The sequence below is a fragment of the Pseudoalteromonas sp. L21 genome (genome assembly GCF_021728035.1).
GTDB classification, from domain to species: Bacteria; Pseudomonadota; Gammaproteobacteria; order Enterobacterales; family Alteromonadaceae; genus Pseudoalteromonas; species Pseudoalteromonas arabiensis.
In genome coordinates this window covers 39829-62656 of record NZ_JAKKCV010000004.1, presented here as the reverse complement: position 1 = coordinate 62656, position 22828 = coordinate 39829, and the positions used below count along the sequence as shown (strand labels likewise).

Here is a 22828-nt window from a genome sequence, read left to right as displayed (position 1 = left end):
TAAAGGAGTAGTAAATGGCGTTTGCGCAATGGGCAGCATTGCCTTGGGTAAAATCTGAAAAAGATAAAATTCAATGGGGACAACTTACCGGTAGCGGACTTAGCATCGCTATCGCAGAAGGTGTAAAACAACACAACGAGCTGGTTGTGATTGTCACCCCTGATACGCCAAGCGCCCTACGCCTTGAAACTGAACTCGAATTTCTGTTGCCTGAAAACCCAGTCATGGTCTTCCCTGACTGGGAAACACTCCCTTACGATCATTTTTCGCCGCATCAAGATATTATTTCGGCGCGCTTAGCCACGTTAAATACCTTAAAAAAAGAACAACAAAGCGTATTAATCGTGCCAGTGTCGACCTTGATGCTGCGTACTGCCCCTGCTTCGTTTATTTATGGTTCAACCCTTAACTTTAAAGTTGGCGATACGTTAGATACACACACACTACGTGAAAACTTAGAACAAGCAGGCTATTTACACGTACAACAAGTGATGGAGCATGGTGAATACGCGATTCGCGGCTCTATCGTTGATTTATACCCTATGGGTAGCCCGCACCCATTTCGTTTAGACTTTTTTGATGATGAGCTCGACAGCATTCGTTTATTTGATGTTGAAAGCCAACGCTCTGATGAAAAAGTCGACAAAATTGAGTTACTGCCAGCTCACGAATTCCCAACCAACGATGCTGACATTGAGCGTTTTCGTATTAATTATCGTGAACATTTTGGCGCAAGCTCTGAGCAAGACTCAATTTATATGCAGGTGACTAAAGGAACCTGGCCTGCGGGTATCGAATATTACATGCCACTGTTTTTTGATGGACTGGCAACTATTTTCGATTACTTACCAAGCAATACGACGTTTATGCATTTTGGCGATATAGAACATGCAGCTGATCAATTTTGGCATGATGTGAATGTACGCTATGAAAACCGCCGTGTTGATCCGCTCAGGCCTTTACTTGAACCTGTAAAGCTCTATCAAAGCGTTAATGAACTATTTGGTGAATTTGCTAAATACGCACGTATTCGTTTATCGCAAGCAAAGTTAGGCACCAAAGCAGGGCATACAAACCTTGCCAGTAAAGAGCTGCCGAATGTGCGTATTGATCATAAGTTACATGAACCGTATCAAGGTTTAATTGACTATGTTGCCAGCGAGAAAAAACAAAAAGGCCGCGTGCTGCTCTCAGTTGAATCGGATGGCCGCCGCGAATCATTACTCACCTTATTAAAACCAAGTGGTTTAAAGCTTAAAGAATTTGAATCGTTTAGCGATTTTACCAATAGTACCAGTGATGTTGGCCTTATCGTTTCACCACTTGAGCAAAGTGTGGTGTTAGACGGTAAACCGCGTTTAACCATCATCACAGAGCAAGAATTATTAGGCATCAAGGTTTCGCAGCGACGACGCCGTAAACACAAATACGAAGCCAGCCAAGATGCGCTTATTCGTAACCTTGCTGAATTACGTGAAGGCCAACCAATTGTTCACCTTGACCATGGTGTCGGCCGCTATCAAGGCCTTGAAACTATCGATGCTGCGGGTGTGATCACCGAGTTTGTTACGATCATCTACGCCAACGAGACAAAACTATACGTGCCCGTTTCTGCGTTACATATGCTGAGCCGCTATTCAGGTGGCGAAGAAGCCTCTGCCCCGCTCCATAAATTAGGCTCCGATGCGTGGGAAAAAGCCAAGAAACGTGCCGCCGAGAAAGTCCGTGATGTGGCTGCTGAGCTATTAGATATTTACGCTAAACGACAAGCAAAGCCTGGCAATAAATTTAAGCTTGATGGCAGTGCATATCGTCAGTTTAGCGATAGCTTCCCATTTGAAGAAACTGACGATCAACGCAACGCCATAGAGTCTGTGCTGGGTGATATGCAAAGTAAACAAGCAATGGACCGTTTAGTGTGTGGTGACGTTGGCTTTGGTAAAACAGAAGTGGCAATGCGCGCAGCCTTTGTTGCAGTAAATGATAATAAGCAAGTCGCTGTACTTGTCCCAACCACACTGCTTGCTCAACAACACTATGAAAACTTTAAAGACCGTTTTGCCGATTTACCCATTGAGGTGGGTGTTTTATCACGTTTTAACTCAACCAAAGAGCAGAAAGATACCCTAGATAAAATGGCCGAGGGTAAATTAGATATCGTAATTGGTACGCACAAGCTTATTCAACAAGATATTCAATTTAAAGACTTGGGATTATTGATTGTTGATGAAGAACATCGCTTTGGTGTGCGCCAAAAAGAAAAAATTAAAGCATTACGTGCCGATGTCGATATTTTAACGCTCACTGCAACCCCTATCCCACGTACATTAAACATGGCAATGAGTGGCATGCGTGACTTATCCATTATTGCCACACCGCCTGCGAAACGTTTAGCCGTTAAAACCTTTGTTAGACAAAGAGATGCTGAACTTATCCGCGAAGCAATTCTGCGTGAGATTAAACGTGGTGGTCAGGTGTATTTCTTACATAATAATGTTGAAACGATCGACCGAGTTGCGGAAGAAATCACTGAATGGGTCCCTGAAGCCAGCGTAACAACGGCACATGGTCAAATGCGAGAGCGCGAGCTTGAGCAAATTATGAGTGATTTTTATCACCAAAAATATAACGTGATTGTGTGTACCACCATTATCGAAACCGGTATCGATGTACCCACTGCCAACACTATTATTATGGATAGAGCAGACAAGCTCGGTCTGGCACAGCTTCACCAATTGCGTGGTCGTGTTGGCCGTAGCCACCACCAAGCGTATGCCTACCTACTGACTGGCAACCCCAAATCGTTAACTAAAGATGCCGTTAAGCGCCTAGAAGCAATTGAATCACTGGAAGATCTAGGTGCAGGTTTTGCGCTCGCAACGCATGATTTAGAAATTCGTGGTGCTGGTGAACTGCTCGGTGATGATCAATCAGGTCAAATGCAAACCATTGGTTTTAGTTTGTATATGGAGATGCTTGAACAGGCGGTCAACTCGCTCAAAGAAGGCAAAGAGCCAACCCTTGAAAACTTGCTCGGCCAGCAAACTGAGGTTGACTTAAAGCTACCAGCGTTATTACCCGATGATTATATTCATGATGTAAATGCACGTTTAGGTATCTATAAACGCATTGCAAGCTGTGCTAACCTCAATGATATGGACGAGTTACAGGTCGAGCTGATTGACCGTTTTGGTCTGCTGCCTGACGCGACGAAAAACTTATTCAGTCTGCAGCAATTAAAACTACAAGCAAGTCATATTGGTATTAAGAAGATTGAAGCAAACCCGAAAGGCGGCTATTTTGAGTTTAGCCAGCATACAAAGATTAACCCTAGCTTCATTATAGGTTTGATACAAAGTGCACCGCAGGTGTATAAAATGGATGGCGCAAACAAACTGCGCTTTGCTATTAGCGAGGCAAATCCTCGTGAACGCTTAAAAATGGTCACTGCAATGATTGCAGATTTCGAAAAAAAGGTTAGCCATTAATGTTGTTTAGAAATAGTTTTATTTTGCTTTGCTGCTTATTTACGAGCTCAGCCTTTGCAACTCGCTGGTTCGAAATTGAAGTTCTTATTTATAAACAGCGCCCTGCCCCTTACTTACAAGAAGATTTCAGTTTAAAACACGATGAAATCAATGCAAAGAACAAACTTGACTTGCTCACGCCAGCCCTTGAAGAACAAGCAAGGCAAGCCTGTATAGAAGGTGACACTCGTTTTAAATCAAACTCTTTTACAGACAGTCTAGTCAGCAACTCACCGCACTCTAATGTGTGTGATGATAGTGTGGACTTTTTATCTAGCTATACGCAATTACCTGTTACACCTTCAGTTAAGTTTCGTGAAGATACTGATGAAATATATCTTATCGCTTCATCAGATTTACAATTCACTGAACAAAAAAACCAGCTGGAAAGAAAAGGCTTAACCCCTATTTTGCATACCGGTTGGCGTTTCCCTGAAATGAGCCAATCAAGAGCGCCCAGTATACGCCTATTTGCTGGGGAGCATTTACAATCTGAACAATCAACGACTACAAATATTGATAACGATTTTATAAGCTTGGTCTCGCCTACACAGCAATATATACCTGACACAATACAAAGTGCTCCCAAGTGGGAGTTAGATGGCTTAATGAAAATATATGTACGCCATTACCTTTTCATTAATGCCGACTTTGATATTAGCAAACGTTTAGAGACTGGTGACTACGAGAAAGCTCGCTTTTCACAATTTAAACGTGTGATTAGTAATGAAATACACTATTTCGATCATCCTAGAATGGGGATGATTGTACAAATACGACGCTACAACCATTAATGGAAATGACTATGAAAAAATATATGGTAATTGCTGCAACAGCGCTTGCATTAGCCGGCTGTTCAAAAGTAAGTTTAGAAAATTACGAAAAGATCAAAATCGGTATGGATAAAACAGAAGTAGAAGCCATTTTAGGCTCTGCTGATTCATGTGAGGAGAAAACCCTACACACGAACTGCATTTGGGGTAATAAAGATAAAAATATCGAAATAACGCTCGTTTCTGACAAAGTTTCGCTATACAGCAAAACAGGTTTGGGCGCTAAATAACTTCCTCGTAGGGCGGCTCAAGCTACCCTACTCCTTTTCTTCAGCTTGGCTGTAAATTTGTTCTATATTCACTATTTTGCTGCGGTTTAACGTAATTTTATAGCGTTGATACAAGGTTTCTTGCCCACTTTCACTGAACACAAGCACTAAATTTAATTGATATCGCCGCTCAACCGACTGTTTTGATATTTTATTGCTTTCTAAATGATAAAGCTTACCTTCACCCCGTTTTAAGTAACGAGCAAACGGCGCTAAACTAAAGTTAATTGTTTGCTGCAAGCTATCATAACCAGGTAAGAACTTTTTTGCATTAACTTGCGTTTCACTGGCAAAATGTAACCACTGTGCAGCCTGCTTATTTTGGTGGCGACGTTTTGAAAAGATTTTCCTTACCTTCAAAGGAATACGTTTGAAAGAGGTATACTCAAGCCAAATATATTGACTGGCTATTTTATCCTTTGTAATACTATTTCTAAACTGAAAACGCCACTTTGGACGCCCTCTAACAATAGCACGCCAAATAACCCGCGTGATATCTTCTTTAAATATCTCACGTAGGCCATAAATAACTCCTAATATCAAAATCAGCGTGGCCGTCACTTCAGTAAAGTTAGAACGCGCATTAAGCACAACAAGCATCACAAAAGCCATGATAACTGCTGTGACTGTGCCTTTAACCATACGCTTTAGGTAACTATTCAAGTAACGCGTATGTCGGCTTAAAATGACGCCATGCTCAATTAAGCGCTGCAGTAAACGCATCTTGTTCGTGATGCGATTGGCATCTTCTAAAGTGGATTGCGAGTTATATTCTTGCTCTTCTCTGTAGTTATTTTCCGCTTTACAAAATTGCAGTAGATCGCCCCGCTCTTTTGCATAGTCACTGCTACGTGGCCCCTCGTCTAGTAACTTCAAAAATGACTGTTCTACGTGCCAACTTAAATAATTATCTGCGTTCTTATAAAATGGTAAAAGCTTTTCATCGTCTGGGGTATAGCGTCTTAACTTTTTCAGAAGACCTTGAGTTTGTTCACATAGCTCTATTGCTGCGGGGTAAAATAATTCTGCTTCTTTATATTGCAAGGTGTCTTTCACATCAGCATTCAATGCAAGCCTTACTTGGTAGCAATACAAGTTTAAGTTTTGGCGATAATCTTGCTGCTCACCTTTATTTTTACTGACAAAGCGACTGCGTACTAAAGGTAAGTGAATGTTGTTAGCATTATAAGCTAAGTGCGATTTAAAATGATTATTAAAATAGGATTCTTCACTGAGTGTTTGCGGGTTCACACTCATTTCATTGGGAATAGAGAAATACAGGTCGAGACGCTGCTCTGAACGTGGGTTAAGCTCAGGCTCAATAATAAAAGATAAGTTTTCGTCTTGTTTAAGCAATATTACCTCGTTTGTTAAAAATACCTCTATAGTTTACGCGTTGATAGACTTTCAGACAATAAAAAAGGCCCAGTAAAAACTGGGCCTTAGTATTCATTTCAAGCTAGATTAGAACTTAACGTTAATACCAGCGTGGAAACGACGACCTAGTACATCGTATGTGTACGGGTCAGTGTTTGAGTCATTGTTACCTGAGTAGTAAGGTGGCTCTTTATCAAACAAGTTGTTAACACCTGCAGATAACGTCACACGGTCAGATAGTAAGTATGAACCGCTGATGTCATGATAAACAACAGATGGTGTTGTAGGTGCTAAACAGCTTGATGGATCTGCTTGACAAGAGTAGCTATCCATACCAGCAATGTAACGTGCTTTATACGTTGCATCCCAGCTTTCGCCGCGTGCTGATAATGTAAAGTTAGACTTAAGGTCAGCATAACCACCTAGGCCAGAAGTGATAAGGCCAGCGTAATCAACAGTGTCATCAAGAACCGTTACAACGTACTCGTCTAGGTATGTTGTATCAAGCGTTGCTCTCCAGTTAAGGCCTGCAGCTTCGAAGCTGTATGTTAAGTTAAGGTCAAAACCAGATGTTTCTTCAGAACCAATGTTTTGTAATTGGTTATTGAATTTAACACGGCCAGTGCTGTCCATGCTGATGTTAGCAGATTGGCAAAGTGTCGTATTTGCGTTGCTAGAAGTAGCTAAACATTGATCAACAATATATTGCTCATTCACAGATGCAATCGCATTCTCGATTTCAATCTTGTAGTAATCAAGTGTCATGCTGAAACCGTCTAGCCACTCTGGGTCATATACGATACCAGCAGTTAGCGTGTCAGCTTCTTCTGGAGTAAGTAGTGAGTTACCACCAACAGTTACTTCAGCTTGCTGTTGAGCACCAGGGAAGTTAATTTGTTCAAATGATGGTGAATTACCTGAGTAAAGCTCATCAACAGTCGGCGCACGGAATGCTGTTGAAACAACGCTACGTAGCATTAATTCATCGTTTGCTTTCCATGTTAAACCTAGTTTCCACGTTTCGTCAGAACCAAATGTGCTGTAGTCAAACGCACGGATAGCAGCGCTTAGTTCAACATTTTGTGCAAATGGTGCATCAGCTAATAGTGGTAATGCAAACTCAACATATGCTTCATTTACGTCAAAGCCACCTGCTGTTGGTTCAACTGGAGGATCATTTGCCAAACCTTGTGCTGTTAGAGAATCTGGTGTGTACCATGCTTTCTCTTGACGACGCTCAATACCTGCAGCGAATGCAGCGTAACCAGCTGGCATTTCAAACATTTCGCCTGAAACAGATGCAGCTAGAATAAATAACTGGCTACCACCGTTGTTTACTTCTGTGTAAACATTCTTACGGAAGTCATCAGATACCCATGCAGATTGGTCTAATGGGTTGAAAGTACCTTCAAGAATTTGGTCTTGGATAGCACCCATGTTGTGAAGGTTGCTTAGCTTATCTACTGAGTCGTTACGACCGAAGTTAGCTGAAACGTCCCAAGAGTAATCACCGATGAAACCTTGTGCACCAACAACAGCACGTACAGTATCAACAGATTGTTCGAAGTAACGAGCACCTGTGTCAGACATACGACGACCGTAAGAAATCTTATCACCATATTGGTAGTTTCTTTCTTGAGTCACGTAGCTGCCATCAGCATTTTTATCTAGGTAGCCGTCACCATCAAGGTCAACACGCTCATCATAGCTTTGGCTAAGAAGTGCGTTACCCATGTTTTCAGTGTATTCGAAATCGAACCATACTGGTTGTGGAGCCATTTGTTGCTCTGACCAACGCTTAGTGTATGTGAATTCAGTGAATAACGACGTATCGTCAGATAATTCGTATGTCGCGATACCAGTAAGGTTTAAACGCTCCATTGGCGTGTAAAGGTAGCTAGCTGGTGAGTAGTTGTATGCATCAGCATTGCCATAGCGGTGATAATCACCACCACGACCTGTTACACCGCTGTCGTTGATAAGAGATACTGGCGTATCTTCACCTTTAGCGTTAACAGTTAGGCCTTTCTCGCCATTACCATTCCAAATGTGACCGCCTTCATTGTATGAAGAACCAGTACAGTATAGGCCATTGCTACCTTCAGCCAGAGGACACTCAGAGAAGTCGCGGTCTGCTTGAGAAGCTTTACCACGGTCAGTGTACTGCATACCGATTACGATATTACCTTTGTCAAAAGATGTACCTACAGTGAAGTCAATTGAGTTTTCTGTAGCATCGCCTTCGCCAGTGATCGCAGTATTTGCGTTCATGTCTAGGCCTTCGAAATCATCTTTAAGGATAATATTTACAACACCTGCTACTGCGTCAGTACCGTATACAGCTGATGCGCCATCTTTAAGTACTTCAACAGAACGGATCATTGAAACTGGGATAGTATTTAAATCAACAGTCGATGCTGCGCCTGTACCAGAAGCGATCATACGACGACCGTTTACAAGTACTAATGTACGACTTGAACCTAAACCACGTAAATCGATACGTGCGTTACCGCCTGAACCATTATTGATACCAGGGTTAGTCATCGCGCCGCCAGTGGCAGTCATTTTTTGTAATACGCTATCGATGCTTGTTGCACCCATAGCTTTGATGTCATCAGCGCCAATAATTGTTACTGGGCTAGCGTTTTCCATATCAGAACGCTTGATGCGTGAACCAGTAACTTGAATCTTTTCGATTGACTCAGCTGCGTCATCAGCAGCTAAAGCTTGCATGCTTGAGAACATTGGGATAGCTGAAACAACAGCTAAACCAAGAATTGATTTTTTCATGTGAAAACCCTACTTGTTGGAAATTTACCTTTAGTTAGGTAGCGCTCGTTATTATTAGAATCACGAGTCAGCGGGAGGCAACTTAGGCGGGTTTAACTGAATGAAAACTGAATGATAGATCAAATAAAATACAACCTAAATTTTCAGTACCCTTTACAGGTAATAAAGTTTCACGATGTGTCAATGTTAATAATAAAAAACACTTGTATTACATGTAGATAAAAAAGGTGAGACACAAAAAAAATACCAATGAAACTAATTGTATTCACTTTGTAATCAAATGTAATTGCTCAGCAAATATTCCTATCTATGAAATTTTTACAAGTTGATCACACATCATTATAAAAACCGTAATAGGTCAATAAATCTGCTAACCATAGTTATTCACAAAAACTAACTAAATAGATAAAGTTAGCTTACTAATGCATTATTAGGGGATGAATATTGTAATAAGTTCCAACTTTTAACGTTTTTTGTTGAAAAAACTGATGAAACTTTTAAGTGCGGCTATAGATAATGGAAATAAACTTCTAAGCACTTGCTTTTAAAGGAGTTCTTATTAATAACGAGAGTCAAAGTAATAAAATAGACTGTGTGTTTGATCATCCGTATCTATATAAGATACAGTCATTTTCCAAGTCATTACTTTTTCTGAGCATAAACCAACCATGGTATCTGCATGCCAGTAATTGGTGCCCTTTTTAAATTGCAAAGGTATGTAACCCATATACATAGTCACCCCTTCAAGTTTCGCTGAACTGATGCTTGCCCCATCAGGAAGCTTTAAATTAATTGTAAATGGGGTTTCAGGAGTAATGTTGGGTGCTGAAAGCCAAACTTCAGTTTTATTAGCAAATAAGCAATGGTCATTATTTTTACAGGTTGCAGATACACTTGGCTCTTCTATACTTTCCCTATCACAAGCAGTGACTAAAAGGCACAAGGTTAGAAGAAGTGGGATGTTTTTCATTTTTATTTGCCTGTAAAAATAAAACGGATACTAGTCAGCCGCGCTATAAAAAACAACTATGTTAAATTGAATGACTTAAAAAAACACAATGGCTGACAAAAAATAACCAACAAAACGTTAAAATTTGATTGATGTCATAATTTTATGCAATTGACCTATCTTTTTAAGGTCAAAAATTTTATCATTTCCATCGCAAAAATAAGGGTTTCTCGAGTTTGTTTTCTGAAGTTAACGTCTTTGGCTAGCTTTAGGTAACACGCTTGTGAAGTAATAGTAGGGCCCGCTTATTTTACAGTAGGTGGGTAATTCATTTCTAAACGCATTAATTGCAGCGGAAGCCAGAAAATGAGCCAAACAGTAGCATCACAAACTGAGTACAACTATAAGGTTGTACGCCAATTCGCTATTATGACAGTGATTTGGGGCATCGTTGGCATGAGTGTTGGGGTTCTGATTGCTGCCCAATTAGCTTGGCCAGCACTTAACTTTGATACACCATGGTTAACATACTCTCGACTACGTCCGTTACATACGAACGCAGTAATTTTCGCATTTGGTACGAGTGCACTTTTTGCGACGTCTTATTACGTCGTACAACGTACGTGTCAAACGCGACTTTTCTCAGATAAACTAGCAGCCTTTACCTTCTGGGGATGGCAACTTGTTATCGTACTAGCAGCGATTACCTTACCTCTAGGTATCACAAGCTCAAAAGAATACGCAGAACTAGAATGGCCAATCGATATTCTTATCGCGGTTGTTTGGGTTACCTATGCGGTTGTATTCTTTGGTACGCTAATCAAACGCAAAGTGTCGCACATTTATGTTGCGAACTGGTTCTACGCTGGTTTCATTATTACTGTCGCTGTATTACACATTGTAAACAGCATGGCAATTCCAGTTTCACTCACTAAATCTTACTCTATCTACGCAGGTGCTGTAGATGCGATGGTTCAGTGGTGGTACGGTCATAACGCTGTTGGTTTCTTATTAACTGCAGGTTTCCTAGGTATGATGTACTACTTCGTACCAAAACAAGCAGGCCGCCCTGTTTATTCATACCGCCTATCGGTCGTTCACTTCTGGGCACTTATTTCTTTATACATTTGGGCTGGTCCTCACCACCTTCATTACACGGCTCTACCTGACTGGACACAAAGCTTAGGTATGGTTATGTCAGTGATCCTATTCGTTCCATCTTGGGGTGGTATGATCAACGGTATCATGACATTGTCAGGTGCTTGGCATAAGCTACGTACTGACCCTGTATTACGTTTCTTAGTTGTTTCTCTCTCTTTCTACGGTATGTCTACGTTTGAAGGCCCGATGATGGCTATCAAGTCAGTTAACGCGCTTTCTCACTACACTGACTGGACTGTGGGTCACGTACATTCAGGTGCGCTAGGTTGGGTTGCAATGATTTCTATCGGTGCTATCTATCACCTAATCCCTGCACTATTCTCACAAGGCCGTATGTACAGTGTTAAATTAGTTAACACGCACTTCTGGTTACACACTGTGGGTGTTGTTCTATACATCGTAGCAATGTGGATCTCAGGTGTTATGCAAGGTCTAATGTGGCGTGCAGTAAACTCAGACGGTACGTTAATGTACAGCTTCGTACAATCTTTAGAAGCTTCATACCCGTTCTATATCATGCGTTTCCTAGGCGGTGTATTCATCGTAACAGGTATGCTAATTATGGCTTACAACGTTTATCGTACTGTTGCTGCGAAAAAAGACTCGCTGCAATTAGACGCTGACGCACAATTGGCATAACGGAGTAGAACGATGAGCAATAATAATTCACAAAACAAACACGAAATAGTCGAAAAAAATGTTGGCCTAATGGCTATCTTGACTGTCTTCGCAATCAGCTTTGGTGCACTTGTTGAAATTACTCCACTAATGTTCCAAGACGATACAACTAAACCTGTTGATGGCCTACGCCCTCTTACAGCTTTAGAAATGGAAGGTCGCGACATTTATGTACGTGAGGGTTGTTACAACTGTCACTCACAAATGATTCGTCCATTCCGTGACGAAGTTGAGCGTTACGGTCACTACTCTGTAGCTGGTGAATCAGTATGGGATCACCCATTCCAATGGGGTTCTAAGCGTACTGGTCCGGACCTAGCTCGTGTTGGTGAACGTTATTCAGACGATTGGCATCATGCTCACTTAATGGACCCACGTGCTGTGGTTCCAGAGTCAAATATGCCAGCGTTTCCTTGGTTAGACGAAAACAGAGTCGATACGACCCATACTCTTAAAAAGCTTCAAATATTCCGTGATAGTTTCGGGATCGACAAAGCGAGTAGCCGTTACGACGGTAAAGGTTATGGAAGCGACGAAGAGCTACAAGCTGACATTGCGAAAATTGAAGCCATGAACAATGGTGAAGGCGCAACTGAAATGCAAGCTCTAATCGCTTACTTACAACAGCTTGGCACACACTTGAAGTAATTATTATGGATTACGGAACATACAGAGGCATTTTGACTCTGGTAATTTTAGTACTGTTTATTGTGATTGTTGTATGGGCATACAGCAAGCGTAGCAAAAGTCGTTTTGATGACGCTGCCAATGCCATATTTGAAGATGAAAAAAAACACAACAACACAATCTCTAATGAGGAAAAGGAGTCTGAGAAATGACTAGCTTTTGGAGTATATGGGTTATCGTTTTAACCCTTGCGTGTCTTGCTATCATCTTCGGCCTACTTCTGTGGAACTTAAAAAACTACACAGGTGTTAAAGAAGGTGAGAGCTGTGGTCACGAGTTTGATGGCATTGAAGAGCTAAACAATCCACTACCAAAGTGGTGGACTTACATGTTCTTCGCGACATTTATTTGGTCTGTATACTACCTTGCAGCTTACCCAGGTTTAGGTAACTGGGAAGGTTTAGGTAAGTGGACAAGTTCTAACCAAGGTATCACCTCTTTAGAAGAGTCTAAAAAGGCAACTGAGCAAGCATTAGCTAATGGTGAAAACGTTCAATTAGACCAAGAGTTTATCGCAGCTGATGAGCGTTTCGGCCCTATCTTTGAAGCATTTGCTAAACAAGATATTGAGACACTGGTTAAAGATGAAAAAGCGCTTGAAATTGGTCAACGTTTATTCTCTCAAAACTGTGCGCAATGTCATGGTTCAGATGCACGTGGTGGTCAAGGCTTCCCTAACCTAACGGATAACGATTGGTTGTATGGCGGCACACCAGATAAAATCAAAGAAACACTTCTTCATGGTCGTGTTGCTGCGATGCCACCTTGGGGTGATGCATTAGGTGAGCAAGGCATTAAAGAAATGACAGCTCACGTACTAAGCCTATCTGGCCGTACTGTTAACCAAAAAGACGCTGAAGCAGGCGCAGCTAAGTTTGCAATGTGTGCTGCGTGTCACGGTGCTGACGGTAAAGGTTCAGTAGCTCATAACTTACCATTTGGTGCACCTAACCTCACAGATAACATCTGGTTATATGGTGGTTCTAAACGTGCCGTTGAAGAAACACTTATCAATGGCCGTGCAGGTGTTATGCCAGCATGGAAAGACATTTTAGGTGAAGATAAAGTACACCTGTTAACAGCGTACGTTTACAGCTTGTCACAAGAAAAATAACCACGCGGTTAATAATATGTATATTCAATTAATCTTTTAATTCAATAGATTAATTAAGATCAAAAAAGCCTCCATCTGGAGGCTTTTTTTTAGTCTTTTGCTTTTAGATCCGATAAAATGCGTACAACGTTTTTAAAGGTAGTAAGTACTATGAACCCCACTCCTTGGTATAAAAATTTTTGGCCTTGGTTTTTAATCTCTTTTCCACTTGCCGCTATCATTGGTTGTGCTGGTCTTATTTACATGGCTATTGGCAACGGGCCCGACATGGTTGTCGATGACTATTATAAAAAAGGCAAAGCTATCAACCTTGAACTCAGTAAATTTAACAAAGCAAAGGCGCTCTATTTGCATGGTGACTTAAATGTGACCGACGACAAAGTCACGTTTGTTTTCACTAAAGGTGATGCGAGTAATGTACATTCTTTAAAAATGTCATTTTACCACCGCACCATTAAAGCAAACGATTTTGATGTTAGCCTGATGAAAAACGCCCATGGCGATTTCACCGCCCTATTAGATGCGCATGTAAATGGTGCTTACACAGTGTTTATTGAACCTATTGATGGTAGTTGGAAACTAAAAGAAGATATTATTCTACCAACTGAAAAAACAATTTCGATTAGCCCTGAATATAAGTAGTAAACTCTCATGTCTGATAATTGCTTTCATTGTCTTGAAAGTGTGCCAAAAGGCTTTAATGCGACTGTCGAAATAGACGGTAAGGCACAACCTATGTGTTGTATTGGCTGCCAAACGGTTGCTGAGAATATCGTCGCCCAAGGCATGACCGATTACTATAAATTCAGAACGGTGCGCTCTGGCAAGGTAGAACAACTTGTTCCTGAACAGCTTGAATTAATTAAAAGCTATGATAACGAGGATATTCAAGACGAATTTATTTCAGCCGCCAACGACTTATCTGAAGTGCTTCTCACCGTTGAAGGTATAACCTGTGCGGCATGTGCTTGGTTAATTGAAAAACAGTTACTTAATTTAAAAGCAATTAAGCGCGTGGATGTAAATACATCGACTAATCGTGCCATGATCCAGTGGGATAAATCGGTTACCCCACTTAGCCAAATTATCACCTCGTTACACGAAATCGGCTATAAAGCATATCCGTTTCAGGCTGACTTGGAAGCCAGTCAAAAACAACAAGCCGCAAAAGCGTACATCCGCCGTTTAGGTGTGGCGGGCCTAATGACCATGCAGGTTATGATGTTCGCTTTTGCCATGTATTTTGGCATGTTCTCGGGCATGGAAGAAGACTTTGAACAATACTTTCGATGGATAAGCTTAGTACTTGCATCACCCGTTATCCTATACAGTGCCCTACCATTTTTAACCAATGCCATTAATGGGTTAAAAGCCAAACAGTTGAACATGGACTTACCCGTATCTTTAGCTATTTTTGGTGCTTACGGGGCAAGCTGTTATGCCACTTTAATGTCTGTTGGCGAAGTTTATTTTGAATCTATCTGTATGTTTACCTTCTTATTATTATTAGGTAAATATTTAGAATTTAGAGCCCGTTTAAAAGCCAGTGAGTTCACTGCTAATCTACAAAAATTACTGCCTCTTACCGCCCGTATTATCGATAAAAACAATCAAGAATCGATTATTGCCGCTAAAAAGCTAAAACTAGGTGATATTGTTTTAATTAAAGCCGGTGAAACCATCCCTGCCGATGGTGTCGTAATCAAAGGTAAAACAACTGTTGATGAAGCCATGATGACAGGCGAGCATCAACCTGTTAATAAATTTGTAAGCCATCAAGTTTTCGCTGGCACCATTAACCATGATGGTGTAATCAGTATTGAAATTAACAAAATTGGTCAAAACACACTGCTTAATCAAATTATTAGACTGCAACACACAGCACTAACCAAGCGCCCAAGATTAGTTGAAATCACTGATAAAGTGGCACAGTGGTTTGTTGCTTGTTTATTACTGTTTGCCTCAATAACAGCAATTGGTTGGTATCAAATAGACCCTGAACATGCCTTTTGGATTACTATTTCTGTGCTTGTCGCAACCTGCCCTTGTGCGCTGAGTTTAGCGATTCCAACTGCGCTAACTTGTGCGGTTGCCAGTCTCACTAAACGCGGTATCTTAATTAAACAAGCCCATGTGTTAGAAACGCTACCACAATTAACAGATATCGCCTTTGATAAAACAGGCACCTTAACGCAAGGTCGGTTTACCATAGAGCGAGTTGAAATGGTAAACAGTAGTTATAGTGAAGCAGATGTATTACGCTTAGCCGCTCAACTTGAGAGCTTCTCTGAGCACCCGATTGCCAATGCATTCGCTGGTTATAACGACACTGTGAATCAAATCGAAAATGTTACCATCGAGCCTGGTAAAGGCATTACAGCTGAGCTTAATGATCAACACCTTGCGATAGGTAAAAGTGGTTGGTTTGATACTGACAAAGCGGATGCACAAGCAACGTTATATATCAACAAACAAGTTATTGCTCGTTTTTATTTGGCTGACAGCTTACGTGATAACGCAGAAAAATTGATTACTAAACTTCATTCACAGCAGCTCAAATGCCATATGTTAACGGGCGATGCGTCAAACAGTGGTGAGCGACTCGCAAAGCAGCTAAATCTAGATACCGTGCATGCAGCATGTAGCCCTCGTGATAAACAAACTCATGTTGAAGCACTTGCAGGTAAAGGTGCCATTGTTGCTATGGTGGGTGATGGTGTCAATGACAGCCCTGTATTTGCCAGCGCGCATTTATCTATTGCCATGGAAACAGGGGCTGATATTTCCAAAAATAGTGCAGATGTGGTATTACTCAACAGTGACTTAAATGCAATTGAACACTTGCTCACTGTATCGAAAAAAACGCGTCGAATTGTGAAACAAAACTTGGCGTTGTCACTCATTTATAATGGTTCGATTTTACCACTGGCTGCTCTTGGCCTCGTTGCACCTTGGATGGCTGTAATTGGTATGTCTGCAAGCTCCATTCTGGTTATTACTAACTCATTAAGGTTATTAAAACTATGAGTATTATCTATATGCTAATCCCTATTGCTATATTATTTGTAATTATTGCAATTGGCGTTTTCTTTTGGGCTGTAAAAAGCGAACAATTTTCTGATTTAAATAAGCAAGGCCACAGCATCTTATTTGAAGACGACAAAGAGCAACATAATAAAAGTAATGATTGACCCCCTATTTATCAGCGCCTTTGTTATGGGTTTGCTCGGGAGTGGGCATTGTCTTGCTATGTGCGGTGGTATAGCAAGCAGTTTACAGCTTGCTGCAAAAAAACAACAAGCTGTCAGTTATTCTGTTGCTTACAATCTTGGCAGAGCGCTAAGTTATATGCTTGCTGGCGCACTAGTCGCTGGGATCAGTAGCAAATTTGCCGCACAAAATTCTCAGTTAGCCATTGTATTATCCTTCCTCAGCGGCCTATTTATGCTACTCGTTGGAATTTACATTATGCGTTTAGCTGCCACTTTACAATGGCTTGAGAAACTTGGAAAAACTCTAATATGGCAGCATTTAGTCAAACTTAATCGCCACCTTTTGCCGGTTAACTCCCTACCAAAAGCATTATTATATGGTGCATTATGGGGCTGGCTTCCTTGTGGCTTGGTTTATTCGGCGTTAACATGGGCACTAACAAGCCCATCAGCAGCACATGGCGCCGGTGTTATGCTCTTTTTTGCACTAGGTACCTTCCCTGCAATGGTCAGTGTTGGGCTTGTTAGCCATAAAATAAACACTTTTTTAAACCATGTTTGGACTAGGGTTATTCTAGGAAGTGTAATAATATGGTACGGTATATACTTATTAATTATAGCAACCGATAAACTCGTTCATTAGTATTCGTGTTGTTAACTTATTTGAATGGATTGGATGTATGGACTTTTCTCAAAACAAGTCAAAAAGCTTATGTACGATTAGCTGCAACAATTGCAGTATCAGTCAGCTATGTTTGCCATTTTCACTCAATGGTCAGGAAATGGATCGACTTGATGAAATTATTGAACGTAAAAAGCCACTCCACAAAGGCGATTACCTTTTCGAGTCTGGAGCAAGCCTTAATGCAATCTATGCAGTACGCTCAGGGTCATTCAAATCTTATACACTCTCTGAGCAGGGTGATGAACAAATAACGGGTTTCCACTTAGCGGGCGATCTTGTTGGCTTTGATGCTATAAATAAAATGGCACATCAAAGCTTCTCACAAGCACTTGAAACCTCTATGGTATGTGAAATTCCATTTGATACCCTTGACGAGTTAGCAGGTAAGCTCCCTAAGCTACGTCAGCAAATTATGCGTTTGATGAGTAACGAAATTAACTATGACCAAGAAATGCTGCTACTACTCAATAAAAAATCTGCTGAAGAACGTTTAGCCAGCTTTATTTTTAATCTCGCTGAGCGTTTTGGCGAACGCGGCTTTTCACGCAAAGAGTTTCGTTTAACCATGACACGCGGAGAAATCGGCAACTATCTGGGTTTAACCGTTGAAACGATTAGTCGTCTACTAAGTCGCTTCCAAAAAGCGGGGCTTATCAAGGTTGAAGGTAAGTTTATTACGATTTTAGATCAACAAGCGCTGGCGACAACTGCTGCTATCAAATGTAAATAGAGTTTGATTTAGCGCAACTTTATCTGGCTTGCCCCTTTAACTGTTCTGAATATAGGTTACACTCAACCTATACTTTTTGCGGAACAGTTAAGGAGCAGCACATGGACGCAATTAAACGAATCCTAGCAGTTATAGACCCAACTAAAGAACACCAACATGGCTTAAGCCGTTCAATTGATTTGGCGAAAAAATCTGGTGCCACCATCACCGCATTCCTCAGTATCTATGATTTTTCTTATGAAATGACCACTATGCTTTCCAGTGATGAGCGAGAAGCCATGCGCGAAGCTGTTATCAAAGATAGGCAAGTCTGGTTAGATGAGCAAATTGCACTCTACCCTGAACTTAGCATAGAGTCGTGTGTTGTTTGGCATAATCGCCCTTACGAAGCGATTATTAATACTGTTATTAATGATGGATTTGATCTTGTCGTCAAAGGCACACATCAGCATGACACTCTAAAATCGGTTATTTTCACTCCCACTGATTGGCACCTTATTCGTAAGTGCCCTGCCCCTGTATTACTCGTTAAAGAAAAAGAGTGGCCGGCTCAGGGCAATATTTTAGCTGCCGTTAATGCCGTAACTGAAAATGAACAACATCTAGAGCTAAATAAACGTATCATCAATGACGCCCGCTTTATTTGTGAACTCGCAAATGCGCAGCTTAATCTTGTTAATGCTTACCCAGCAACGCCGGTAAACATTGCGATTGAAATCCCCGAGTTCAACCCAGGCGTTTATAACGAATCAGTAAAAAAACATCATTTCGAATCAACCTTAGCGCTTGCAAAGAGCTTTTCAATTAGTGAAGAACACTGTCATATTGAAGAAGGTTTACCTGAAGATGTTATTCCTGATGTTGCCGCTAAGCTCAACAGCGAATTAGTGGTTATTGGTACGGTAGGACGCACAGGTTTGAGCGCCGCACTGGTTGGTAACACAGCCGAGCATGTAATTGATAGTCTTGATTGCGATGTATTAGCATTGAAACCTGATGGCTACATCAGTCCCCTTGCAAAATAATTAACCGTGCAAAGGGTAACTAACAATTGTTGTTTCCCCGCGCTTCCAATATAATACGCCCCTTTATTTTACCCATGTATTTTTAAGGGGGCGTAGTGTCTCACTCAGTAGAAGCTAAAGCGCAATATAACTTTAATAAGTTACAAAAACGCTTACGTCGATTAACCGGCCAAGCCGTGATGGACTTTAATATGATCGAAGAAGGCGATCGTATCATGGTGTGTTTATCAGGTGGTAAAGACAGCTACACCCTATTGGATACTCTGCAACATTTGCAACGCGTTGCGCCAATTAAGTTTGACTTATTTGCAGTCAATCTTGATCAGAAGCAACCAGGTTTTCCTGAGCATGTGTTACCCGAATACCTAGACAAGCTTGGTATTGAATACAAAATAGTAGAAGAAGACACCTACAGTATTGTCACCGATATTATTCCTGAAGGTAAAACAACCTGCTCGCTTTGCTCGCGCCTTCGTCGTGGTATTTTATATCGCACAGCAAAAGAAATGGGGGCAACCAAAATAGCCTTAGGTCATCATCGTGATGACATGATTGAAACACTTTTCTTAAACATGTTCTATGGCGGTAAATTAAAGAGCATGCCTGCTAAATTAATGAGTGATAATGGCGAGCACATGGTTATTCGCCCACTTGCTTATTGTAAAGAAACTGATATTGAAAAATATGCAGACCGTATGGCGTTTCCTATCATTCCTTGTAACCTGTGTGGTTCACAAGAAAATTTACAGCGTAAGCACACTAAAGCAATGCTTGCAGAGTGGAATAAACAACACCCAGGCCGCATTGAAAGTATTTTTACAGCCATGCAAAACGTTGTACCGTCACACTTAGCTGACAATGCCTTATTTAACTTTAAAGACCTTCAAACCGGTGGTGACGTAATTGATGGCGGTGATATCGCTCTAGATAAGCCTGATATCCCGAAACAACCTGCGCTTGAACAAGAGCAGGAAAATAACGTAGTAACAATTAATTTAAGCTAACCAGCTCTATTCAATATGCTAAAAAGGAGAGTCATTCGCTCTCCTTTTTAATTTTAGAACACAAATAGTCTAAGTAACTTTCGCTCCTAATTGAGCTGCTTTGTTAAGCCACGCTTTTCTTTTATCACTACTAGAGTTTATAACGGGCCCAAAGTATGTGGTGGCTTTATTTTTAATCCCTGAAAAGTCTAAAATACAATGTTTAAAGTTCTTATAGATAACATTTCCTTGAATGTATTTATACCAAAAGACAGGGGTATCTAACGTTACTAGCAACTCGGATGTACGCCCTTCTAATAACTTTTGCGGTATAGATTTACCCTCAACATATTTAAACGAAAACCCTGGTAAAAAAACTCTATCAATCGCCCCTTTAAACTTAGCAGGCATTGTTCCCCACCAAACAGGGCTAACTATCACAATATGTTCGGCCCAAAGGATTTTCTTTTGCAGATCGGCTAAACAAGGCTCTAACTCAATTACTTCATCGTAGCCTTCTGCTAAATTTATTGCGAAATTCAAGTCACCAATATGAACTTGTTTCACATCGTGTTTTTTTATCGCAACAGCGGCATACTGCTCTGCTAAAGATTTACACAAGCTCATTGATTTTGGGTTCGCATTAATTACTAGTATTCTTTTCATACACTTACATATCCATTTACAGTAAGGATACAGTGTAAACTCTCACCTAAGGGTGAGAGTCAAGTTCTTGAATACACTTATCAATTGAAATTCGATAATTTTTAATACGCTGTCTTTGGAGTTCAAGCTGCTTTATATTTTCTTCGACTAGAGCTTGCTTTTGAATGAGGTAATGGCTGACTGCCTGCCAATCAAAATCCTCATTTTCTCCCTTTAAAGCAACCATATCTGACAAGGCAACACCTAGAGTTTGAGCCTCTTTTATTAATTTGATTAGATGAATATTCTCTTGGCTATAAACTCGATACTTGCCTCGGCGAGAAACAGTCAGCAGCCCAACTGATTCATAAAGTCTTATCGCTCTTTGTGTTGCCCCTGTCAGTTTTGACGCCTCATTGATATACATTCGAACTTCCTTATTCATCAAATCAATTTATATAACACGCTTTATTGTATTTATGTGAGCGTGTTAGCTATCAACATCTGTCATATTAAATACTTAAAGAGTAATTTAAAATCAATAAAAAAGGACCTGTTAAGATCCTTTTTTTGAAAAGTTACCTATGCTGGCAAATGTGCACTCCCAAATATTATTTCGCAATCCAAGGAGTTGCACTTAATAACGCTCCATTATTACTAAGACGAGTTTCATCCTCCTCCCAGTCGTCAGTAACATTAATAAAACAGCGATTTTCTTTACAGCTAACTCCTGCTGCTGACATTGCATCTGTGCTATCAAACTTCAACACAACGCCTTTTTGTTCAGGTAACAGGAACCACATTAGTTTGCTCACAAAAAACCCTGAAAGGTCGGAGAGTAGTTCATCAAATTCTTGGTCAAGAGCAAATAGATTCGCTTTTGTTAATGCGAACTCATCCAGTTGTGTTGCCTCAATCTGTAACTTAAGCTGACAATCATGTTTAGGATTCATAGGCTGTACCACAATCACAGCTTTGTCAGTATCTAACTGTTTATCAAAAGGCAGTAAAAGCTGCGCTTGATCAGTATAAGTTAGATCAAACTCTTGTTGCTCTGTAATGATTTTTCCTGATTTAATGGTACATACTTCGTTAGTCGCAATATCAGTTAAATAGAAATTCACTTGTGCATATTGAAACTCACCTTTATTAACCACTTTTAAGCGGTCATAAAAACCATCGTAGGCTACAACAAACTCACTCGCCGCGACCTTAAAACTTGAAAAGCTCAAAGCCGCAACAGCACCAATTACTTTCAACCATGAAACCGTTTTATTCATCAAAGTATGCTCTGTTTTGATTAATCATTGTGTTTAATTCTTCTATGTACGCTTCACCACGCTCAGAGTATGACATCAACCCGTGTGTTAGCTTCGTCGCTTCAATAGGTTTTTGCTGACGTCGTAAGTCTTCGCGAATTGAGCGCAAATCTGAATACGCTGCGTGGGTATTAATATTTTTAAAATAAGAACTGACTGCTGCACGCACAGACTTAAATGCAGTAACTTCGTGTGCGGCTTCATTTGCACGGCGTCGAGGAACCATGCCACAGCCCTTTTTGTAGCACCACTGGCCAAAAAAGTTTAAGCCAATTCTTGCAAAGCGAGATGTTCCCCAAGCTGACTCATTTGCAGCCTGCATCAGTGCAAGTTCTTTGGGTATGATATCAACACGCCGTAATGCTTGCGTAAGTGATAAAACATCCAGTGAGCTAGGTAACTTGTAGCTGGCTAAGATTTTTTTAATATCTTGTTTTTGCTTGTTAGATAAAGGCTCATTAAACTCAAGCATCATGCGGGCAATTTCTAACGTTGCACGTTGCTGTAAAATCTTTTTATTTTCAGCTTCAATGTGCGGACGAATAAAATCAAAAAAAGCATGCTTTTTTTCTTTTACATCTGTAAAGCTCGAAAAGTCAGGCAGCTTTACATTATGTAAAGGTTTCTCTTTTTTTTGTACACGTTGTGTTCCTTTTTTTGTGCTGTCTGATTGTTCTACGCCTTTAACAACATGGTCTGTATTTATAAATGGATAAAGTAATGCCCAAGTAAAGAAAGCAGTAAGTAAGCCTCGAAAAAGGTATTTAAACATGTATTCTCTCAAGTAAACAACAACTCTGTGCGGCAACGTCACACACACATATAAAAGCGAATTATATCAAAG

General features: G+C 40.6%; 21 protein-coding genes. 14 read left to right on the top strand and 7 right to left on the bottom strand.

What is annotated here, in order from left to right; translation table 11 throughout:
• The first annotated feature begins 14 nt into the window (after nt 1-14).
• Genes mfd through L3V41_RS12050 form a run of 3 tightly spaced genes read left to right on the top strand, consistent with a single transcriptional unit; the run spans nt 15 to nt 4590 of the window.
• Entirely contained in the window at nt 15-3488 is a 3474-nt protein-coding gene (gene mfd / locus L3V41_RS12060; RefSeq protein WP_237127814.1) for a transcription-repair coupling factor, read from the top strand.
• On the top strand, nt 3488-4321 hold the full coding sequence (locus L3V41_RS12055) for a peptidoglycan binding protein CsiV (protein ID WP_237127813.1): 834 nt from the start codon (nt 3488-3490) through the stop codon (nt 4319-4321). Before mfd ends, L3V41_RS12055 begins: the two co-directional genes overlap by 1 nt.
• A gap of 11 nt (nt 4322-4332) precedes the next feature.
• The gene (locus tag L3V41_RS12050) at nt 4333-4590 is read left to right on the top strand and encodes a hypothetical protein (protein WP_062569263.1); all 258 of its coding nucleotides are present in this window, start codon (nt 4333-4335) and stop codon (nt 4588-4590) included.
• Nucleotides 4591-4617: 27 nt separating this feature from the next.
• Here L3V41_RS12050 and L3V41_RS12045 read toward each other — a convergent pair whose 3' ends face one another.
• The 3 genes from L3V41_RS12045 to L3V41_RS12035 form a co-directional block, all read right to left on the bottom strand.
• Nucleotides 4618-5985, bottom strand: coding sequence for a hypothetical protein (locus L3V41_RS12045; protein WP_237127812.1), 1368 nt, complete (start codon nt 5983-5985; stop codon nt 4618-4620).
• 108 nt (nt 5986-6093) lie between these two features.
• Nucleotides 6094-8796 (bottom strand): TonB-dependent receptor, encoded by a 2703-nt coding sequence (locus L3V41_RS12040; RefSeq protein ID WP_237114169.1) that lies wholly within the window; start codon nt 8794-8796, stop codon nt 6094-6096.
• 559 nt (nt 8797-9355) lie between these two features.
• A complete protein-coding gene (locus L3V41_RS12035; RefSeq protein WP_237127811.1) occupies nt 9356-9766 on the bottom strand; it encodes a hypothetical protein in 411 nt (136 codons plus the stop codon).
• 345 nt (nt 9767-10111) lie between these two features.
• Here L3V41_RS12035 and ccoN point away from each other — a divergent pair, with 345 nt between their 5' ends.
• The 11 genes from ccoN (at nt 10112) to ttcA (ending at nt 20041) form a co-directional block, all read left to right on the top strand.
• The gene (gene ccoN / locus L3V41_RS12030; protein WP_062569267.1) at nt 10112-11545 is read left to right on the top strand and encodes a cytochrome-c oxidase, cbb3-type subunit I; all 1434 of its coding nucleotides are present in this window, start codon (nt 10112-10114) and stop codon (nt 11543-11545) included.
• A 12-nt stretch (nt 11546-11557) separates the two neighbouring features.
• On the top strand, nt 11558-12232 hold the full coding sequence (gene ccoO / locus L3V41_RS12025) for a cytochrome-c oxidase, cbb3-type subunit II (protein WP_062569268.1): 675 nt from the start codon (nt 11558-11560) through the stop codon (nt 12230-12232).
• A 5-nt stretch (nt 12233-12237) separates the two neighbouring features.
• A complete protein-coding gene (locus tag L3V41_RS12020; RefSeq protein WP_062569269.1) occupies nt 12238-12423 on the top strand; it encodes a cbb3-type cytochrome c oxidase subunit 3 in 186 nt (61 codons plus the stop codon).
• Nucleotides 12420-13385 (top strand): cytochrome-c oxidase, cbb3-type subunit III, encoded by a 966-nt coding sequence (gene ccoP / locus L3V41_RS12015; protein WP_062569270.1) that lies wholly within the window; start codon nt 12420-12422, stop codon nt 13383-13385. Before L3V41_RS12020 ends, ccoP begins: the two co-directional genes overlap by 4 nt.
• A 150-nt stretch (nt 13386-13535) precedes the next feature.
• The gene (locus tag L3V41_RS12010; protein ID WP_062569271.1) at nt 13536-14027 is read left to right on the top strand and encodes a FixH family protein; all 492 of its coding nucleotides are present in this window, start codon (nt 13536-13538) and stop codon (nt 14025-14027) included.
• A 9-nt stretch (nt 14028-14036) separates the two neighbouring features.
• A complete protein-coding gene (locus tag L3V41_RS12005; protein WP_237114171.1) occupies nt 14037-16412 on the top strand; it encodes a heavy metal translocating P-type ATPase in 2376 nt (791 codons plus the stop codon).
• The gene (gene ccoS / locus L3V41_RS12000; RefSeq protein ID WP_036967866.1) at nt 16409-16576 is read left to right on the top strand and encodes a cbb3-type cytochrome oxidase assembly protein CcoS; all 168 of its coding nucleotides are present in this window, start codon (nt 16409-16411) and stop codon (nt 16574-16576) included. Before L3V41_RS12005 ends, ccoS begins: the two co-directional genes overlap by 4 nt.
• Nucleotides 16569-17240: a sulfite exporter TauE/SafE family protein gene (locus tag L3V41_RS11995; RefSeq protein ID WP_062569273.1), complete on the top strand. Its 672-nt coding sequence runs from the start codon at nt 16569-16571 to the stop codon at nt 17238-17240. The genes ccoS and L3V41_RS11995 overlap by 8 nt, the downstream gene beginning before the upstream one ends.
• 37 nt (nt 17241-17277) lie before the next feature.
• On the top strand, nt 17278-18012 hold the full coding sequence (locus L3V41_RS11990; RefSeq protein ID WP_062569274.1) for an FNR family transcription factor: 735 nt from the start codon (nt 17278-17280) through the stop codon (nt 18010-18012).
• Nucleotides 18013-18113: 101 nt separating this feature from the next.
• Nucleotides 18114-19037 carry a universal stress protein UspE gene (gene uspE, locus L3V41_RS11985; RefSeq protein WP_062569275.1) on the top strand — a complete coding sequence of 308 codons (924 nt, stop codon included), beginning with the start codon at nt 18114-18116 and terminating at the stop codon, nt 19035-19037.
• Nucleotides 19038-19132: 95 nt separating this feature from the next.
• The gene (ttcA, locus tag L3V41_RS11980; RefSeq protein ID WP_062569276.1) at nt 19133-20041 is read left to right on the top strand and encodes a tRNA 2-thiocytidine(32) synthetase TtcA; all 909 of its coding nucleotides are present in this window, start codon (nt 19133-19135) and stop codon (nt 20039-20041) included.
• Nucleotides 20042-20110: 69 nt separating this feature from the next.
• On the opposite strand, the gene L3V41_RS11975 is transcribed toward ttcA, so the two are convergent.
• The 4 genes from L3V41_RS11975 to L3V41_RS11960 all read right to left on the bottom strand — a co-directional run bounded on the left by L3V41_RS11975 (nt 20111) and on the right by L3V41_RS11960 (nt 22756).
• Entirely contained in the window at nt 20111-20686 is a 576-nt protein-coding gene (locus L3V41_RS11975; protein ID WP_237127810.1) for an NAD(P)H-dependent oxidoreductase, read from the bottom strand.
• A 46-nt stretch (nt 20687-20732) separates the two neighbouring features.
• Entirely contained in the window at nt 20733-21092 is a 360-nt protein-coding gene (locus L3V41_RS11970; protein ID WP_062569278.1) for a MerR family transcriptional regulator, read from the bottom strand.
• Between the two features lie 184 nt (nt 21093-21276).
• Entirely contained in the window at nt 21277-21945 is a 669-nt protein-coding gene (locus L3V41_RS11965; RefSeq protein WP_237127809.1) for a DUF2987 domain-containing protein, read from the bottom strand.
• The gene (locus L3V41_RS11960; RefSeq protein ID WP_237127808.1) at nt 21938-22756 is read right to left on the bottom strand and encodes a glucosaminidase domain-containing protein; all 819 of its coding nucleotides are present in this window, start codon (nt 22754-22756) and stop codon (nt 21938-21940) included. Before L3V41_RS11960 ends, L3V41_RS11965 begins: the two co-directional genes overlap by 8 nt.
• Nucleotides 22757-22828 lie beyond the last annotated feature (72 nt).

Bases quoted from the DNA above. Each gene is read 5' to 3' on its own strand.
- mfd (WP_237127814.1), top strand. From the start codon at position 15: ATGGCGTTTGCGCAATGGGCAGCATTGCCTTGGGTAAAATCTGAAAAA.
- L3V41_RS12055 (WP_237127813.1), top strand. From the start codon at position 3,488: ATGTTGTTTAGAAATAGTTTTATTTTGCTTTGCTGCTTATTTACGAGC.
- L3V41_RS12050 (WP_062569263.1), top strand. From the start codon at position 4,333: ATGAAAAAATATATGGTAATTGCTGCAACAGCGCTTGCATTAGCCGGC.
- L3V41_RS12040 (WP_237114169.1), bottom strand. From the start codon at position 8,796: ATGAAAAAATCAATTCTTGGTTTAGCTGTTGTTTCAGCTATCCCAATG.
- L3V41_RS12035 (WP_237127811.1), bottom strand. From the start codon at position 9,766: ATGAAAAACATCCCACTTCTTCTAACCTTGTGCCTTTTAGTCACTGCT.
- ccoN (WP_062569267.1), top strand. From the start codon at position 10,112: ATGAGCCAAACAGTAGCATCACAAACTGAGTACAACTATAAGGTTGTA.
- ccoO (WP_062569268.1), top strand. From the start codon at position 11,558: ATGAGCAATAATAATTCACAAAACAAACACGAAATAGTCGAAAAAAAT.
- L3V41_RS12020 (WP_062569269.1), top strand. From the start codon at position 12,238: ATGGATTACGGAACATACAGAGGCATTTTGACTCTGGTAATTTTAGTA.
- ccoP (WP_062569270.1), top strand. From the start codon at position 12,420: ATGACTAGCTTTTGGAGTATATGGGTTATCGTTTTAACCCTTGCGTGT.
- L3V41_RS12010 (WP_062569271.1), top strand. From the start codon at position 13,536: ATGAACCCCACTCCTTGGTATAAAAATTTTTGGCCTTGGTTTTTAATC.
- L3V41_RS12005 (WP_237114171.1), top strand. From the start codon at position 14,037: ATGTCTGATAATTGCTTTCATTGTCTTGAAAGTGTGCCAAAAGGCTTT.
- ccoS (WP_036967866.1), top strand. From the start codon at position 16,409: ATGAGTATTATCTATATGCTAATCCCTATTGCTATATTATTTGTAATT.
- L3V41_RS11995 (WP_062569273.1), top strand. From the start codon at position 16,569: ATGATTGACCCCCTATTTATCAGCGCCTTTGTTATGGGTTTGCTCGGG.
- L3V41_RS11990 (WP_062569274.1), top strand. From the start codon at position 17,278: ATGGACTTTTCTCAAAACAAGTCAAAAAGCTTATGTACGATTAGCTGC.
- uspE (WP_062569275.1), top strand. From the start codon at position 18,114: ATGGACGCAATTAAACGAATCCTAGCAGTTATAGACCCAACTAAAGAA.
- L3V41_RS11975 (WP_237127810.1), bottom strand. From the start codon at position 20,686: ATGAAAAGAATACTAGTAATTAATGCGAACCCAAAATCAATGAGCTTG.
- L3V41_RS11970 (WP_062569278.1), bottom strand. From the start codon at position 21,092: ATGTATATCAATGAGGCGTCAAAACTGACAGGGGCAACACAAAGAGCG.
- L3V41_RS11965 (WP_237127809.1), bottom strand. From the start codon at position 21,945: ATGAATAAAACGGTTTCATGGTTGAAAGTAATTGGTGCTGTTGCGGCT.
- L3V41_RS11960 (WP_237127808.1), bottom strand. From the start codon at position 22,756: ATGTTTAAATACCTTTTTCGAGGCTTACTTACTGCTTTCTTTACTTGG.